Origin of the sequence: Algoriphagus boseongensis, assembly GCF_004362805.1 — a bacterium.
Lineage (GTDB): Bacteria > Bacteroidota > Bacteroidia > Cytophagales > Cyclobacteriaceae > Algoriphagus > Algoriphagus boseongensis.
The window spans coordinates 91901-107812 of the sequence record NZ_SNYF01000011.1; the positions used below are offsets into that span (position 1 = coordinate 91901).

General features: G+C 39.7%; 13 protein-coding genes. 8 read left to right on the top strand and 5 right to left on the bottom strand.

What is annotated here, in order from left to right; genetic code table 11:
• Positions 1-166: 166 nt before the first annotated feature.
• Positions 167-2692, top strand: coding sequence for a TonB-dependent receptor domain-containing protein (locus DFQ04_RS17830; RefSeq protein WP_133558405.1), 2526 nt, complete (start codon positions 167-169; stop codon positions 2690-2692).
• Positions 2693-3087: 395 nt separating this feature from the next.
• Positions 3088-3420 carry a hypothetical protein gene (locus DFQ04_RS17835; RefSeq protein WP_133558407.1) on the top strand — a complete coding sequence of 111 codons (333 nt, stop codon included), beginning with the start codon at positions 3088-3090 and terminating at the stop codon, positions 3418-3420.
• A gap of 115 nt (positions 3421-3535) precedes the next feature.
• Here the strand turns inward: DFQ04_RS17835 and DFQ04_RS17840 are convergent, their stop codons facing one another.
• From DFQ04_RS17840 to DFQ04_RS17850, 3 genes are all read right to left on the bottom strand, one after another.
• Positions 3536-4516: a pyruvate dehydrogenase complex E1 component subunit beta gene (locus DFQ04_RS17840; protein WP_133558409.1), complete on the bottom strand. Its 981-nt coding sequence runs from the start codon at positions 4514-4516 to the stop codon at positions 3536-3538.
• A gap of 86 nt (positions 4517-4602) precedes the next feature.
• On the bottom strand, positions 4603-5973 hold the full coding sequence (locus DFQ04_RS17845) for an NAD-dependent succinate-semialdehyde dehydrogenase (RefSeq protein WP_133558411.1): 1371 nt from the start codon (positions 5971-5973) through the stop codon (positions 4603-4605).
• Positions 5970-6365, bottom strand: a complete 396-nt coding sequence (locus tag DFQ04_RS17850) for a rhodanese-like domain-containing protein (RefSeq protein WP_133558413.1) — start codon at positions 6363-6365, stop codon at positions 5970-5972. The genes DFQ04_RS17845 and DFQ04_RS17850 overlap by 4 nt, the downstream gene beginning before the upstream one ends.
• A 68-nt stretch (positions 6366-6433) precedes the next feature.
• Here DFQ04_RS17850 and DFQ04_RS17855 point away from each other — a divergent pair, with 68 nt between their 5' ends.
• Positions 6434-6940: a metallophosphoesterase family protein gene (locus DFQ04_RS17855; protein WP_133558415.1), complete on the top strand. Its 507-nt coding sequence runs from the start codon at positions 6434-6436 to the stop codon at positions 6938-6940.
• A gap of 64 nt (positions 6941-7004) precedes the next feature.
• On the opposite strand, the gene DFQ04_RS18370 is transcribed toward DFQ04_RS17855, so the two are convergent.
• Positions 7005-7148: a hypothetical protein gene (locus DFQ04_RS18370; RefSeq protein ID WP_166637325.1), complete on the bottom strand. Its 144-nt coding sequence runs from the start codon at positions 7146-7148 to the stop codon at positions 7005-7007.
• A 166-nt stretch (positions 7149-7314) separates the two neighbouring features.
• Here DFQ04_RS18370 and hisS point away from each other — a divergent pair, with 166 nt between their 5' ends.
• From hisS to DFQ04_RS17870, 3 genes are all read left to right on the top strand, one after another.
• Positions 7315-8682 carry a histidine--tRNA ligase gene (hisS, locus tag DFQ04_RS17860; protein ID WP_133558417.1) on the top strand — a complete coding sequence of 456 codons (1368 nt, stop codon included), beginning with the start codon at positions 7315-7317 and terminating at the stop codon, positions 8680-8682.
• Between the two features lie 77 nt (positions 8683-8759).
• Positions 8760-9095: a YbaB/EbfC family nucleoid-associated protein gene (locus tag DFQ04_RS17865; protein WP_133558420.1), complete on the top strand. Its 336-nt coding sequence runs from the start codon at positions 8760-8762 to the stop codon at positions 9093-9095.
• Entirely contained in the window at positions 9092-10096 is a 1005-nt protein-coding gene (locus DFQ04_RS17870) for a glycosyltransferase family 2 protein (protein ID WP_133558421.1), read from the top strand. Before DFQ04_RS17865 ends, DFQ04_RS17870 begins: the two co-directional genes overlap by 4 nt.
• Here the strand turns inward: DFQ04_RS17870 and DFQ04_RS17875 are convergent.
• Positions 10093-10311 (bottom strand): PspC domain-containing protein, encoded by a 219-nt coding sequence (locus tag DFQ04_RS17875; RefSeq protein WP_133558424.1) that lies wholly within the window; start codon positions 10309-10311, stop codon positions 10093-10095. The two genes, DFQ04_RS17870 and DFQ04_RS17875, sit on opposite strands and share 4 nt — an antisense overlap.
• 73 nt (positions 10312-10384) lie before the next feature.
• Between DFQ04_RS17875 and DFQ04_RS17880 the strand changes: the two genes are divergently transcribed.
• Together DFQ04_RS17880 and DFQ04_RS17885 are read left to right on the top strand one after the other, a co-directional pair.
• Positions 10385-12157 (top strand): TPR end-of-group domain-containing protein, encoded by a 1773-nt coding sequence (locus DFQ04_RS17880; RefSeq protein ID WP_133558426.1) that lies wholly within the window; start codon positions 10385-10387, stop codon positions 12155-12157.
• A gap of 447 nt (positions 12158-12604) precedes the next feature.
• Positions 12605-15886, top strand: coding sequence for a SusC/RagA family TonB-linked outer membrane protein (locus DFQ04_RS17885; protein ID WP_133558428.1), 3282 nt, complete (start codon positions 12605-12607; stop codon positions 15884-15886).
• The last annotated feature ends 26 nt before the right edge of the window (positions 15887-15912 follow it).

The window sequence follows — 15912 nt, forward strand, 5'->3', positions numbered from 1 at the left end:
TTAAGGCGGACCAAAGAGGTTTATCGGGTCAGTGGGTGGTTTTATCCTGATTGAGCTATGTTTTGTCGACAAAACCACGGAGGTGGTCTATTACATTTTAAAAGGCAAAACAATGCGGTCAACTTTGGGGTAAGTATAGGCAAATGCCCCATTTGAAAACAAAACCATGAAAAAATTACTCAATCTAGTATTCGCTTTTTTCTTAGTAGGTTCTGGGTTAGCTATAGCTCAGGAGACACAAGACGCCAAAGCCCCTGCAAGAATTATTGGTGTTGCTAAGGATCTTAAAACCGGAGAGCCGGTGGCTTACGCAACGGCTGCTTTATATAAGGCAGGCTCTGAAGTAAGCATGGCTGGCGCAGTTGCTGGCGGCCAAGGTGTTTTTTACATCACAGGATTTGATTTAGGGACTTACGAACTTCAGGTTTCTTTTATCGGATATGAAACCGTAAAAAGGACTATCAATGTAAACTCTCTTGAATCCGACATCAATTTAGGTGAAATCGGAATGAGTGACGAAGGAGTCGCTTTGGAAGAAGTCACTGTTCAAGGTCAGCGCGAGTTGATCGAAGAGCGAGTAGATAGAACCATCTACAAGGCTGAAAATGATAAATCCACCGCTGGTGGTGATGCAACTGACGTATTGAGAAGAGTTCCTATGCTTTCTGTGGATTTAGACGGAAACGTCTCTATGAGAGGTAGCTCAAATATTTTGGTTTTGATTGATAACAGACCATCTGCAATTGCAGCTTCTTCTATATCTGATGCCTTAAGACAAATTCCTGCTGATGAAATCAAAGCTGTGGAAGTAATTACTTCACCATCTGCTCGATTTGATGCGGAAGGTACTTCCGGTGTGATTAACATCGTAACCAAGAAAAACAACCTTCAGGGTATGACCTTGAATATCAATTCAGGATTTGGACTTAGAGGATCCAACTTGGGTCTTCAGGGAAGCGCCAGAAAAGGAAAGTTTGGATTTTCATTGGGTGGTTTTGGTAGATCAGGGTATAATATTTTAGGAAGATTTGATAATGAGCAGTTGACTACCAATCCGAATGGAACGGTTAGAAGAACACTTCAATCAGCTGACACCGAGAGAAGAGACATCTTCGGACGTTACAATTTTGGGGTTGATTACGAGATTGATAAGTTTAATTTCTTGACTGGTTCTGTGAATTTCGGAATTAGAAATTCTAAAAACTGGCAGAATGATTTTTTAACTAGCACCTTTATCAATGATCAATTGACAAGCCAGCAGTTGAGAGAAACCAATACTCTGGATAACTCAAACTCTGTAGATGTAAGTGTCAACTACGTTAGAACTTATGAGAAAAAGGGTAAAGAGTTGAGTTTGCTTACGCTTTATTCTACTAATGCAAGAGAAAATTCCTTCACCAATTCTCTTTTCGAAGAGGATATGGAGGAGATTGCTTCAAGACTTAGAAACGTTAACCCTAGCAAGAATCAGGAGTTTACTGTTCAGTTGGATTATGTGACTCCACTTGATCAAAAAGGAAATCAGATTTTGGAATATGGAGCTAAGAATATCTTGAGAAGAGCTTTCTCTGACTTTGCTTACTTCCAATCAACCGGAGCGGACGGAGATTTCGTGGAATTGGAAGATCCAACTTTGAGCAATGAGTTTAGCTATGATCAAAATGTAACTGCTGGGTATGCATCTTATACTTTCCCTTTGTTGAAAAACTATACTTTGAAAACTGGTCTTAGATATGAGTATACTTCTATCAAGGCAGATTTCAAGACAGACTTCGAAGCGGAGATTCCTTCTTATGGAACTTTGGTGCCAAGTGTGAATGCAAGCCGAAAATTGAAAAATGGCAACATGATCAAGGCGGCTTATAACAGAAGAATTCAGCGTCCATCTTTGAGATTTTTGAATCCAAACATTGACGTATCTAACCCGCAGCAGATTTCTCAGGGTAATCCTGAATTGGAGCCAGAGTTGACAGATAACTACGAGTTGGGCTATAGCACCTTTATCAAAGGAACTACCATCAACTTCACTGGTTTCTACAGAAACACAACAGGTTCAATTCAGCCTATCAGAAATGTACTCCCAACTGGAATCATTTCAACTACCTATGAAAACATCGGTCAGGAACAGGCTTTCGGAACCAATATTTTCTTCAATATCAATATCAACAATAAGTTCTCCTTGAATGGAGGTACAGACTTGTACTACGCGATGTTGGATAATGGTCTTACAGATCCGCAGTTTGCAGCTCAAAACGAAGGTTGGGTAATCAGTGGAAGAATGTTTGGAAACTATACGCTTCCTAAAGATTGGCAGATCCAGCTTTTCACCTTTGCTAGAGGACGTCAGGTACAGTTGCAGGGATCTTCAGGGGGATTTGCAGCTTATGGCTTGAACTTTAACAAGCAGTTGAAGGAAAAGAGAGGTTCAATAGGATTTGGAGCTGAAAACTTTTTGGCAAAAGAGTTTATCATCAGAAATGAGATTGTTACTCCAACAATCGTTCAGAATAGTACCTCTGCGCTTAGAAATATGAATTTCAAAGTAAACTTCAGCTATCGTATTGGAAAATTAAGCATGGACCAGAGACCTAGAAGAAGAAAGTCTGTTAACAACGATGACTTGAAGGATGGTGGAGATGGTGGCCAAATGGAAAACAACGGAGGGGCTGCTCCGGTTAGAAATAATAGATAATCAAATTTTCCTCCCAGAGGAGATTTTACAGAAACAGATAGATAGATTGGGTAACAAAAAAGCCAGACTTTATAGGTCTGGTTTTTTTTATTTCATCTTAAACATTTTGAATTTTAAAGTAGTTAATTTGTAGCGATTCTTTGAAAAGTTCCATTCTAAGAATCGGTCATTAGGAAGTCACCCAACCCCTCCTAATTACTTCCCATCTTTTTCATTTTTCGACTATGATATGTATCTATTCGGGCTTAGGTCAAAATAGGTGGTATGGTAATTGGTGTAATGAAAAAGAAAAAAGTTCTGAAATCTGATTTAGCTACTAATGAAAGGTGCCGGAAGATCTGAAGTGTTTAAATAATTCTGTCCAAATAACTATAACCCCAAAAAGAAGATCAAAGATGAACCAGACCAAAACTTTAGAGATGTTTTCTGATTCTTTTGTTTTTCTTTTTAAGCTATTGACCCTTTCTATCTTTTCTTCGATTATTTTTTCCTGTACACCAGAAAAGAAATTAATTATCCCTCAGGAACCTACCATTTGGGTGGTTTCAGAGATTTATGTTCCAAATGAAGAGAAGTTCAATGGGATGGTGGGATACAAGATTATACCTGTCAATCCAGGAAATATCAATGCAAGGCCTACTTGGAAATTAGACCACAAAGGAAAGTATGAGGTGGGTCAAAAGGTGGATTTTTTACCACTTTCTGATAATAAGACTGCCAGTAAGTAAAGCTGGAATGTTGGGTATCAAAAATCAAGATCAATTGCCTTTACTTTAAAAAATTGAAAGAGCTATAAAGCAAAAAGCCCGACTCAACTGAGTCGGGCTTTGATTTTTTAATCATTTATCTTTTGTAGAGTACTTTATTAATTGCCTCTACTGTTCTTTTCACATTAGGAATAGTGATATCAATGTAAGTTGGCGCATAGCTCAAAGGAATATCCATGGAGTTTACTCGGATCACAGGAGCATCCAAGTAGTCAAATGCAAATCTTTGGAAATGATAAGCTAGTTCTGAAGAAATAGCCGCAACAGGATTGGCTTCCTCAACTATTACAACTCGGTTAGTCTTTTTCACAGACTCCACGCAAGTGGCATAATCTATTGGACGAACAGTTCTCAAATCGATCACTTCGCATTCGATTCCTTGTTTTGCCATTTCCTCAGCAGCTTCCAAAGCTACTTTCATCATCTTTCCAAAGGAAATCACGGTGACGTCCTTTCCTTTTCGTTTTACATCAGCAACTCCAATTGGAAGCAAGTATTCGCTTTCAGGAACTTCTCCTTTGTCAGAATACATCAATTCTGACTCCATGAAGATTACCGGATCTGGGTCACGAATGGCAGCTTTAAGTAAGCCTTTTGCATCGTATGGATTAGATGGAACAATCACTTTCAAACCTGGAGTATTGGCAAACCAGTTTTCAAAGTTAGAAGAGTGAGTTGCTCCCAATTGACCGGCGTTTCCGGTAGGACCTCTGAAAACGATTGGAACTGAATAAGCTCCACCGGACATCGCATACATTTTTGCTGCGGAGTTGATAATCTGGTCAATCGCAACCAGAGAGAAATTGAACGTCATGAATTCAATGATCGGACGTAGTCCATTCATCGCGGCACCCACACCCAAACCTGCAAATCCAAGTTCGGAGATCGGTGTGTCATAGATCCTGTCTGGACCGAATTCATCGAGCATTCCCTGGGATACTTTGTAGGCACCGTTGTATTCAGCAACTTCTTCACCCATTAAAAAGACGTTTTTGTCGCGTCTCATTTCCTCGGACATGGCCTCTCTCAAGGCTTCCCGAAATTGTATTTCTCTCATGATTTATTGACAAAATTTTGGCTCGTAAAAATAGGAAGGAATCGGGCATTTGCAAAAGTTACCCGATTCTTTGTCCTCGATGGATTTTAGCCCAGATAAACGGTTTTTGCATTGACGAATTCCAGGATCCCATGCCGGGCAAGTTCACGACCATATCCTGATTTTTTAATTCCTCCAAAAGGAAGCCAAGGATTGGATGCTACCATCGAGTTAAGAAAAACTGCCCCAGTTTCGATTTCGGCTGCAATCAATTCTCCTTTTTTAAGGTCTTTGGTCCAAAGGGATCCGCCAAGTCCAAATTCGGTTGCATTTGCTAAGGAAATAGCTTCTTGGACGTTTTTGACCTTAAAAATGGATGCTACGGGACCAAATAATTCTTCTGAAAATGCAGGAGAATCATGTGGAATATCTGTGAGAATCGTAGGTTCAAAGTCAGCAGGGTTTCCTGTTGGGGCTTTGCCTCCTACCACAATTTTTCCACCCATTTCTTTTGTCTTTTGAACTTGTTCAAAGAGTTCTACAGCCAAGTCCGGTCTTGCAATACAAGCAAAATCAGAATCCTCATCTAAGGGATTTCCTTTTTTCAAGGCTGAAAGATGTTTTTTGAAAAGGGCTAAAAATTCATCGTAAACGCTTTCTTCTACTATAAATCTTTTTGCTGCAATACAGCTTTGACCAAAATTGATCATTCTGGCTTTGACAGCAGTCTCTGCCGCCTTTTCAATATCTGCATCTGCCAAAACAATAAACGGATCGCTGCCGCCCAGTTCCAAAAGTGTTTTTTTGATGTGTTTTCCAGCGGTCGATGCCACAGCCGCTCCCGCTTTTTCACTTCCTGTTAAAGAAGCTGCTTTAATAATTGGATTTTCTAACAATCGAAGCGTAGAATCCGAATCGATCAATAAGGTCTGAAAAGCTCCTTCTGGAAAACCTGCTTTTTCAAATACTTCCTGAATGGCAAGCGCGCATTGGGGGACATTGGAAGCATGCTTTAACAGAGCTGTATTCCCAGCCATTAAAGTTGGTGCAGCAAACCTGAAAACCTGCCAGAAAGGAAAGTTCCATGGCATTACTGCCAAAATCACTCCAAAGGGCTGGTAAAGAACTTTGGCCTTTTTTCCGTCCGGAAGATCAATTCGGTCTGATTGGAGGAATTCTTCCCCTTTTTCTGCATAGAAATCGCAAACCCAAGCACATTTTTCTACTTCGGCTCGAGATTCTTTGATTACTTTTCCCATTTCAAGGGAAATCAGTTTTGCATAATGCTCCCGGTTTTCCCGGAGTTCATTAGCCGCTCTTTTTAATAAGGAAGACCTATCAGTGAAGCTTGATTTTTTCCAACTCTCAAAGGTATTTTGGGCTTTTTCAGCCGAGATTTCCATTTCCCTTGGAGTCAAAGGGACAAACTCTTTTAAGACTTCTCCGGAAAAAGGGTTTATGGATTTAATCAATTTCATTTTTCTACGGGTTTGCCGGAGTTTTGCCAGTTGGTGATTCCGCCTTCGAGCATATACACGTGCTTGAATCCGGCTTTTAGCATTTGACCGGCTGCTTTTCTGGTTCTATTGCCTGACTTGCAATACAGGAGGTAGGTTTTCTTTTTGTCCAAGGACTGGATTTCTGTCCCGAAATTTTCTCCCAGGAAATTAATGTTCACCGAGCCCGCCAAATGTCCTTCAGCTGCTTCTTCAGGAGTTCTCACATCCACTACCATTGATTTTTTCTTTGTTGACATTTTTTCAAACTGGGCAATGGAAATTACCTGAATTGAGTCTTTTTCAACGGTTTGAGAAAAGGCTAGCGAGCTGGTAACTAGGAACGCAAGAAGAAATAAGATTCTGATTTTCATGATTTATTGGGTTTTTAGATTTAAGACCTGCATAATTGAACTCAAAATTTACACTCTTTCAAGTCAAAATGCCTCAAAAGATCGGACTGATTTCGGATTCTCACAGTTACATTGATCACAAAACAATTTCCTATTTGGAAAATGTGGATGAGATCTGGCATGCTGGAGACATTGGAGATTTGGCTGTAATTAGATCTTTACCAGAAGGAAAAACCATCCTCGGAGTCTATGGAAACATTGATGACCAGGAAGTTCAAGGTCAGTTTCCGGAATGGCTGGAGTTTGAAGTGGAGGGAGTGAAGGTATTAATGACTCATATAGGAGGGAAGCCTCCCAGATATGCCAAGGGGGTCAAAGAGCGGATCAAAACGGCAAAGCCCCAGATTTTTGTTTGTGGCCATTCACACATTTGTAAAGTGGAATTTGATCAGGCCTTAAATTGTCTTTATATGAATCCCGGGGCTATTGGGCAACAGGGATTTCATCAAATGAGAACCCTTTTATTATTTGAACTGGAAAAAGGTAAAATCCAAAATCTCCGAGTTGTCGAGTTGGGTAGGAGAGGGCAGATTTGATGCTAAAAAAGAAAATAAAAAAAGCCTGATCACTCAGGCTTTAAGTTCTTCAGAAGAAGACTACTTATTTGTTGAAAGAAGCCTTAAGCTCTTCTACGTCTACGTTCTTGATTACAGGCTTAGCGCTCAACTGCTTGATTTTGATCACGCGAGCATTCTGGCTCTGTCTTTTTCTTCTCAGTTTTCTTTTAAGAGTAGTTACACCCATGGCTGTATATGTTTAAGTTTTTGGATTCGAAACGAGGCGCAAAGATAGAAATTGAAATTTTATCTGCCTAAAAATCTTTGAACTTTATTCTGGGGGAAAGCTAGAGTTTGGGCCGGTTTTTTGGGATTTTGCCTTAAATTTGGCCTTCATTCACCAAAAATACCTCATGCAAAAGCCAAGTCTTCCCAAAGGAACCCGTGATTTTGGACCTGTTCAAATGGCCAGAAGAACCCATATCTTGGAAGTGATCAAGGAGACTTTTCAACTTTTCGGTTACCAGCAGATTGAAACTCCTGCCATGGAAAACCTAAGTACACTAACAGGTAAATATGGAGATGAAGGAGATCAGCTTCTTTTTAAAATTTTAAATAGTGGTGATTTCCTGAAAGATGTTGAGTCCACTGATCTTGAATCGGGTGCATCTGCCGTCTTGCCAAAAGTTGCTGAAAAAGGCCTTCGCTACGATTTGACTGTTCCTTTTGCCAGGTATGTGGTCATGAACAGAAATGAATTGACTTTTCCCTTCAAGCGCTATCAAATCCAACCGGTATGGAGAGCTGATCGTCCCCAAAAAGGGCGATACCGCGAATTTTACCAATGCGATGCAGATGTGGTTGGCACGGAAAGCTTGGTTTGCGAGGCTGAAATCATCCTAATGATCCGAAATGTTTTCGGGAAATTGGGATTGAAGGATTACAGCATCAAAATAAACAACCGAAAGATCCTTACTGGAATTGCTGAAGCGATTGGGGAAGAAGGAAAGGAGGGTCCTCTTTGCGTTGCTATTGATAAATTAGATAAAATCGGCTGGGAAAAAGTTCAGGAAGAGTTATCTCAAAGAGGATTTGGAAATCAATCCATCCAAAACTTAGCTCCTTTGGTTAGTTTGGAAGCAGATCTTGCCGGAAAGGTGGAATTCTTGAAATCCTTTTTGAAAAATTCTGAGACAGGATTAAAAGGAGTCGAGGAGCTGGAAGAGGTTTTCCAGATTCTTTCCCAAATGGGAGAAAATTTAGACTTCGTTGATTTCGACATCATGCTGGCTCGAGGCCTTTCTTATTATACAGGGGCAATTTTCGAAGTAAAGGTCAATGGAGTTTCCATTGGCTCAGTAAGTGGAGGAGGGAGATACGATAACCTAACTGGAGTATTTGGTCTGCCCGGAGTTTCTGGCATAGGTTTTTCTTTTGGAGTCGATCGCTTGTATGATGTTTTGGATGAGTTGGGCCTGTTTCCGGAAGAAAACCTAAATGGAACCAAATTGCTCTTGACTTATTTTGATGAAAAAGGATTCAGCTATGCTTTGAGCTTGTTGAATATATTTCGCAAAGCAGGAATAAAAACAGAAATCTATCCTGACCAGGCTAAGATTAAGAAGCAATTTGAGTTTGCTACCAAAAAACAGATTTCTTTCGTGGGGATTTGTGGTGATAATGAGATTCAATCAGGAACAATTTCGATTAAGAACTTAAATTCCGGAGAACAGAATTCTTACTCCATACAAGAAGCAGCTGGATTGCTGGAGAATTTGTAAAAATGAGCATGGCCATCTTGACCAATACCAGTAAGTGGCTGCCTAGAATTTGAATATTAAAAATAAAATAGAAAAGCATGTTTGATTTGATGGGGATGATGGGCAAGGTAAAAGAGGCCCAAGCCAAAATAAAAGAAGCCCAAGCCAAGCTAGTTTTCCTTCAAGCCGAAGGTGAAGCAGGTGCTGGTTTAGTAAAGGTGCAAGTAAACGGAGAAAGAAAGGTGATGAAAATTACCATGGATGAATCTCTTCTGACTCCGAATGATAAGGAAATGCTAAGCGATCTCATTGTGGCAGCTACCAATAAAGCCATGGAAGAAATTGAGCAAAAAATTAAGGCTGAAATGAAATCTGCTACCGAAGGGATGATCCCCAATATCCCCGGGATGGATTTTGGAAACATGTTTGGATGAAATCCTGCGCCATTGTCATTCTAAATTTCAACGGGGAAAAGGTCCTGCCTATTTTTCTCCCTTCTGTGATTCAACACAGTAAGTTTGATATTTGGATTATCGACAATGCCAGTACCGATCAATCTCTTCAATTGATCAAGAATAATTTTCCAGAAGTTCATTTGATCCAGCTAAAATCGAATTTCGGATTTGCTGGCGGATACAATTGGGGCTTGGAAGAGCTTAGAGGAAAATACGCCAACTTTTTATTGCTCAATTCTGATGTAGAGGTTAGCCTAGATTGGGACCAAAATTTAGTTTCATGGCTGGAAAATCATGAAGATTTTGCAGCTGTCCAGCCTAAGATTCTTTCATGGCAAGAAAAAAACAAGTTTGATTATGCAGGGGCAGGAGGAGGTTTTTTGGATGCATTGGGATATCCCTATTGTAGAGGCAGGATTTGGAATTCTATAGAAGAAGACCGAAATCAATACAATGATTCGATTCAGGTGGATTGGTCTTCCGGTGCCTGCATGTTGATCAGGGCAGATGATTTTTTTGAACAAGAAGGATTTGATGCACATTTTTTTGCCCACATGGAGGAAATAGACTTATGCTGGAGACTCAGGTTGTCGGGCAGAAAAATCGGATACATTGGAGGTGTTCATGTTTTTCACCAAGGTGGAGCTACTCTTTCGAGATCTAATCCTAAAAAACTTTATTTGAATATCCGGAACAGCCTGGGTATGCTTTATAAAAATTTACCCACGATTACCTTTTTCCTGATATTTACACTAAAAATGGTTTTGGAGATGGCTTCTGCTTTGGGATATATTTTCTCAGGAGAAAAGGAATCTTCAAAAGCGGTATTCAGGGGTTACAGCGATTTTTTTAGCACCCGCTCGGTATATCACAAAACAAAAATCAAAAGGCCTGATTTGGTAATTTCCAGATCAGGCCCTGTAAGATTTATATTTTGGCACTTTTTTGTCTTAAGAAAAAAGACTTTTAGTCAACTTTAATCAAATAAAACTGGGTTGTTCATCTTTCTAAAATATTTCCTGATTTTCATAATCATTGCCATAGAAACGTAGACGATGATCGGAGATCCAAGAGTGACAAACGATGAATAAATGAAGAACAAACGGATACTATCTATAGGGAAATGCAATTTTTCTCCCAACCTTGAGCAAACGCCAAAAGCACGTTCTTCAAAGAATAATTTTAATTTTTCCATGGATAGTGGTGGTTTAGTGGTCACAAAAATAAAAATAAAGAGCTTCTTTTCTATAATTCAATTGAATATCAGAATGTTTAAGAATCTTCCGCTTCTTTTTTTGATGTTTTTTCTTTGTTCCAGCCTTGGGGCAATAACGGTGCCTGAATTAAAATATTTGGAAAACACCACTTTAGCTCCATACAAATTAAAGCTGGAAGGGGATTCGATTCGATTTGAGTTAAAGGGTACAATTCCCATTGAATCTGCCATTACTGCCAAAACACCCAAATTAAAGCTTGTTTATTATTCTCCTAATGAGAGAATTGAATTAGGTGATATCCCTCTAAATCGTAAAATGGCTTTCTATGAATACCAGATTAGGAAGTCATTAAAATTTGAAAAGTGGATGTTGGATGGGGTTTTGGAGCTCCAATATTTTCAAGGGAAAAAGGAAACCTCGATTCCCATCGAGAAAAAGGTACTTGCCAGAGGAGTAATAGCACCTCAATTGATGGTAAAGCTTGGTGAGGTTTACCCTGATGAACCCATACCCAATGTCGGGCTTTACATTACTACCGGGTTATTGGACCGAGAAATGACCCAAAGTGGAGAATTTACTTTTCAATTTGATTTAGGGTCTGCCCAGTTTAAAAACACTGGCTCTCAATCAAGAGAAATTTCGAGACTGGAAGAATTTATCAAGGATTTTCCTGAAGTGATTTCCATAAAAATAACTGGGCTTCAGTCTCCTGAGTCGGAGGAAGGGAAAAGCAGCAAGTTGGGAATGGACAGAGCCTTGGCCGTAAAAAATAGACTTAAGGCAAATTTTTCAGGAGTGCCTGACTCCTTACTAAAGGTGGACTCAAGATGGAATGATTGGTTTGACCTGAGGATATTATTGCGGGACTATGAGGGGGTTTCTCCCCAAAGAAAAGATGAAATGTATGCGGTACTGATGAACAATGAATCTTTCCTGCAGCAATCGTCAAGATTAAAACAAATTCCGGGGTTTACTCAGGTAGAAAAAGACCTAATTCCTAGACTTAGAGCAGTTACAGTATCAATTCTTGCCAAGCCACGAATTGGATTGGACATGGAACAAACGTCTAGGTTAAATCAGTCTCTTAAAAATGATACTGGTAAAACTGAACTTTCATTTGCTGAGTGGGCTTTGGCCGGTGAATCTACCAATAGTTTGGATGAGAAAGCTGCTATTTATTCTAAAATGACAGAATATTTCCATTCTCCTCTACCATATAATAACATGGCAGTTGTAAGGATGAGGCAGGCCCAGCGTACACTGGATTATCAATCTAAGGAATTGCTTTGGGAAGAAGCTGAAAGACTACTTAACCAAGCTTATAGAATCGAAGCAAATCCCTATAGTCTGCATAATTTGGGACAGATTTTGGCATTAAAAGGAGAATATTGGGAAGCCTACAAAAAACTTTCGGATGCTTCTGTAGGATTTCAAAATAAGGATTTGATAAAGGTGAATGAAGCTATACGAGGAGCCTTGGATATTTTAAGAGGTGACTATAAACTAGCCATCTTGAGATTTGACTATCAATTTTCTGATCCAAAGGACTATTTTAATAAAGGTCTTGCTCACTTTTTAGCTGAGGATTATGCAAAAGCGAATATGGCTTTTGAAGAATCTGTATTTGCAGGAAGAAATTTTGGATATGGATTCTATGGTCTTGCAATGATTGGAGCAATGTCAGGTCAAAAAGAAGTTGCTTTGATTCAGCTGTCAAAAGCCATAAGTTCGAATAAGCAGCTGGCAAAACAGGCTTTTTCTGATCCGATATTTGAGGAATTGAGAGAGGATAAGGATTTTTCCTCAATAGTAAGGATCGATTAAAAAGTAGAACCTATTTAATAAGGTAGAAGAAAGAGAATGCCCGAATTTTTTATCGTGAAAAGAAATGTTCCTAAAATTTTTAATAAATTAGATTGTGAAAAATAAAAAAAATGAAAAAAACGCTTTTTCCGAAGATTATTTAAGGTTTGGCGTTTGATATTTGTTTTAGAATAATTAACATTGACGATTAAGAAATAACAATTAAACCCAAAACTCTTGCCTATGACCTTGATTACTTAGCATTACCCTTCTCTCAACTAGCATCGAAAGATGCGCTCAAGCCTATCGGTTATTTAGTTCGCAGGTCAGACCTGACCAGGTGTAGTTGCAATAGAATCCTGATTATCAGACTTTTTCTATTGTAATTATTTTAAGAATAATCGCAAACGATTGCATAATCAATTAACGAACAAGTTTTTGAGATTAATCTTGTTACCCAATCTATCTATGTTTATGAAAAAAGTTTACAAAATTCTAAGTGTGTGTCTTACGCTCTTAGTCCTATCCGCCGGTGCTGCCTTCGCGCAAAAAACCGTGTCGGGTACGGTCCTCGACGAGTATGGTGTAGGCCTACCGGGTGTTTCGATCCTGGTGAAAGGTACTACGACCGGCACAGCGACAGACATTGATGGGAAGTATTCCCTCAGTGTTCCTAATGATCAAGCAACCTTGGTGTTTTCTTTTATCGGTTACTCCTCTCTTGAACAAGTTGTAGGAGCAAGAAGCGTTATTGACGTTTCTATGAAGCCAGATGAAAGAACTCTTACTGAATTGGTTGTTACAGGTTACTCAATTGACTCCAGAAGAGAAACTACTGGTGCGATTGCAACTGTTAATCCAAGAGACCTTACTGTAATCCCTACTGGTAACGTTGAGCAGACCCTTCAAGGCCGTGTTTCAGGTGTTACTGTAATTACTAACGGTCAGCCTGGAACTTCTTCTATCATCCGTGTTCGTGGTTTCGGTGCCTTCGGTGGTAACGAGCCTCTTTACATTGTTGATGGTTTGCCAACTGGATCAACTGATTTCTTGAATCCTGATGACATCGAATCTACCACTGTATTGAAGGATGCTGCTGCAGCTTCTATCTATGGTGCTCGTGCTGCTAACGGGGTTATCGTTTACACCACTAAGAGAGGTGCTAGAAACAAGAAATTAAGAGTTGATTACAATGGTATGTTCGGTGTAACTGATCCAGGTACTGGATTGGATATGATGAACCCACAGGATTATGCTACTTATACTTGGTTGGCAGAGACTAACACTGCTAGAATCAATAATGTAGCTCCTAAATATGGTCACCCTCAGTTTGGAACTGGATCTACTCCAGTTATGCCTTATTACTTGAGTTTGATTACCAGAAACCCAACAACCGGTGCATTTGGTGTTGCTTCTGGTCAGCCAGGTCCTCTTTCTCAAGCTCAAATCGATCAGCAAAGAGAATGGTACAATATTGATCCTTCTAAAGGAACTGTTCGTCAGTTGACTAGAGCGATGACCGGTGAGGGTACTGACTGGTATGATGCGCTAACAAGAGTTGCTCCACTTCAAAGACATTCTTTGGGTTTCAATGGTGGTTCTGAAACTTCTAGATACTTCATCGGTCTTGGTATCCAGGAGCAGGATGGTATCATGATTGGAAACACATTCAAGAGATACTCACTAAGAGCAAACTCTGAATTTGATGTTACTAAGAGAATCAGAGTTGGTCAAAACTTCCAGGCTACCTATAGACAAGTATTAGGTCAGCAAGGTGGTACTGGTGGTAGAGGGGTTTCTGATGATGAAAATGACATCCTTCAGGCATTCCGTATGCCATCTATCATTCCAGTATATGATGAATTTGGTGGATATGCAGGTACTGCTTCAAGAGGTTTTAACAACCCAAGAAACCCTGTAGCTAACAGAGATGGTCAAAATGATAACAGAAACTTCAATGCCAATGCCTTCGGTAACGTGTATGCTGAGTGGGATATCATTGACAATTTAATGTTCAGAACCTCAATTGGTGGTCAGTACAATAACTATTACTACTGGGGTTATTCCAGATTGCAGTATGAAAACTCAGAAAACAACTCTGCATTTGGTTACAACGAAGGTTCTGGATTCTCTTTCGGATGGACTTTCACCAATACCTTGAATTACAAGAAGACTTTCGACAAGCATGCATTTGATGTATTGTTAGGTCAGGAAGCTTTGAATACAGGTGTAGGAAGATCTATCGATGCATCTGGTCAGAATCCTTTCTCTACAGATCCTGACTTCATTACTATCACCAACTTGCCAGTAGGTACTCGTCAAGTTAACTCAGCTCAATTCAAGGGTGTTAACTTCTCTTCTTACTTTGGTCAATTAAAATATACTTACAATGATAAGTATATCTTCAGTGCTGTAGTTAGACGTGACGGTTCTTCAAGATTTGGTGCTAACGCCAGATTTGGTACATTCCCTGCATTCTCTGCAGCATGGAGAATTTCTTCTGAATCCTTCTTGCAGTCTGCAACTTGGATTGATGATTTGAAAATCCGTGGTGGTTGGGGACAAATGGGTAACTCCAATAACGTAGATCCATTGAACCAGTATTCCTTGTTCTCTGGTAACGTTGGTGCCTCTTCTTATGACATCACTGGTTCTAACTCTGGAGCAATCATCGGTTTCAGAAGATCTAGAATTGGTAACCCTAACGCTCAGTGGGAAACTGCTGTAACTCAAAACATTGGTTTTGATGGTACTTTCTTCAATGGACGTTTGGATGTTATTTTCGACTGGTGGAAAAAGGATACCAAGGACTTGTTGTTTACAGTTCCAATTCCTTTGACTGCGGGTAGTAACGCGGCAGCACCTGCTGTAAACGTAGGTTCTATGTTAAACAGAGGTCTTGATCTCTTGGTTTCTACAAGAGGTAACTTAACAGGTGACTTGACTTATGAATTGACTGTTACTGGTTCTACATTGAAAAATGAGATCGTATCCCTTTCTGAAGGTCTAGATTTCATCACTACAGTTAACCCATCTTACAGAGGTATCCAGCCAATCCGTAACGCAGTTGGTCAGCCACTTTCTTCTTTCTTCGGATATAATGTAGAAGGTCTATTCAGAAACCAAGAGGATGTGAATTCTCACGCTACTCAGGCTGGTGCTGCTCCAGGTCGTTTCAAGTTTGAAGACGTAAATGGTGATGGCGTAATTTCCCCTGCTGATAGAATTTTCTTGGGAAATCCAGTACCTGATTTCACTGGTGGTTTGAACTTCACTTTAGGATATAAAGGATTCGATCTTTCTGCTTATTTCTACACTTCAATTGGAAACGAAATTTGGAACCAGTCTAGATGGTTTACTGACTTCTTCCAGACATTTGAAGGTGCAGCAATTTCTGAGCGTTTGAAAAAGGCTTGGACTCCTGAAAACCTAAATGCAGAAATTCCAGTTGTTGAAAGAACTGCAAACTTCTCTACATCAGATGTGGCTAACTCATTCTATGTAGAAGATGGATCTTACTTGAGATTGCAAAACCTTACTTTGGGTTATTCTGCTCCTGCTAGCTTGCTTCAGAAGTTGAGAATGGAAAGACTTAGAGTATTCGGTTCTGTAAACAACTTGTTTACTTTAACTGGATATGAAGGTTTGGATCCTGCAGTAGGTGGTGATGCCGACTTGACTTTCGGTATCGACGTGGGTAACTACCCAGTAACAAGAGGATGGACTTTTGGTTTAAACCTTAGCTTCTAATCCAACAACTTAATTCGAATCGAGTT

Bases quoted from the DNA above. Each gene is read 5' to 3' on its own strand.
- DFQ04_RS17830 (WP_133558405.1), top strand. From the start codon at position 167: ATGAAAAAATTACTCAATCTAGTATTCGCTTTTTTCTTAGTAGGTTCT.
- DFQ04_RS17835 (WP_133558407.1), top strand. From the start codon at position 3,088: ATGAACCAGACCAAAACTTTAGAGATGTTTTCTGATTCTTTTGTTTTT.
- DFQ04_RS17840 (WP_133558409.1), bottom strand. From the start codon at position 4,516: ATGAGAGAAATACAATTTCGGGAAGCCTTGAGAGAGGCCATGTCCGAG.
- DFQ04_RS17845 (WP_133558411.1), bottom strand. From the start codon at position 5,973: ATGAAATTGATTAAATCCATAAACCCTTTTTCCGGAGAAGTCTTAAAA.
- DFQ04_RS17850 (WP_133558413.1), bottom strand. From the start codon at position 6,365: ATGAAAATCAGAATCTTATTTCTTCTTGCGTTCCTAGTTACCAGCTCG.
- DFQ04_RS17855 (WP_133558415.1), top strand. From the start codon at position 6,434: ATGCCTCAAAAGATCGGACTGATTTCGGATTCTCACAGTTACATTGAT.
- DFQ04_RS18370 (WP_166637325.1), bottom strand. From the start codon at position 7,148: ATGGGTGTAACTACTCTTAAAAGAAAACTGAGAAGAAAAAGACAGAGC.
- hisS (WP_133558417.1), top strand. From the start codon at position 7,315: ATGCAAAAGCCAAGTCTTCCCAAAGGAACCCGTGATTTTGGACCTGTT.
- DFQ04_RS17865 (WP_133558420.1), top strand. From the start codon at position 8,760: ATGTTTGATTTGATGGGGATGATGGGCAAGGTAAAAGAGGCCCAAGCC.
- DFQ04_RS17870 (WP_133558421.1), top strand. From the start codon at position 9,092: ATGAAATCCTGCGCCATTGTCATTCTAAATTTCAACGGGGAAAAGGTC.
- DFQ04_RS17875 (WP_133558424.1), bottom strand. From the start codon at position 10,311: ATGGAAAAATTAAAATTATTCTTTGAAGAACGTGCTTTTGGCGTTTGC.
- DFQ04_RS17880 (WP_133558426.1), top strand. From the start codon at position 10,385: ATGTTTAAGAATCTTCCGCTTCTTTTTTTGATGTTTTTTCTTTGTTCC.
- DFQ04_RS17885 (WP_133558428.1), top strand. From the start codon at position 12,605: ATGTTTATGAAAAAAGTTTACAAAATTCTAAGTGTGTGTCTTACGCTC.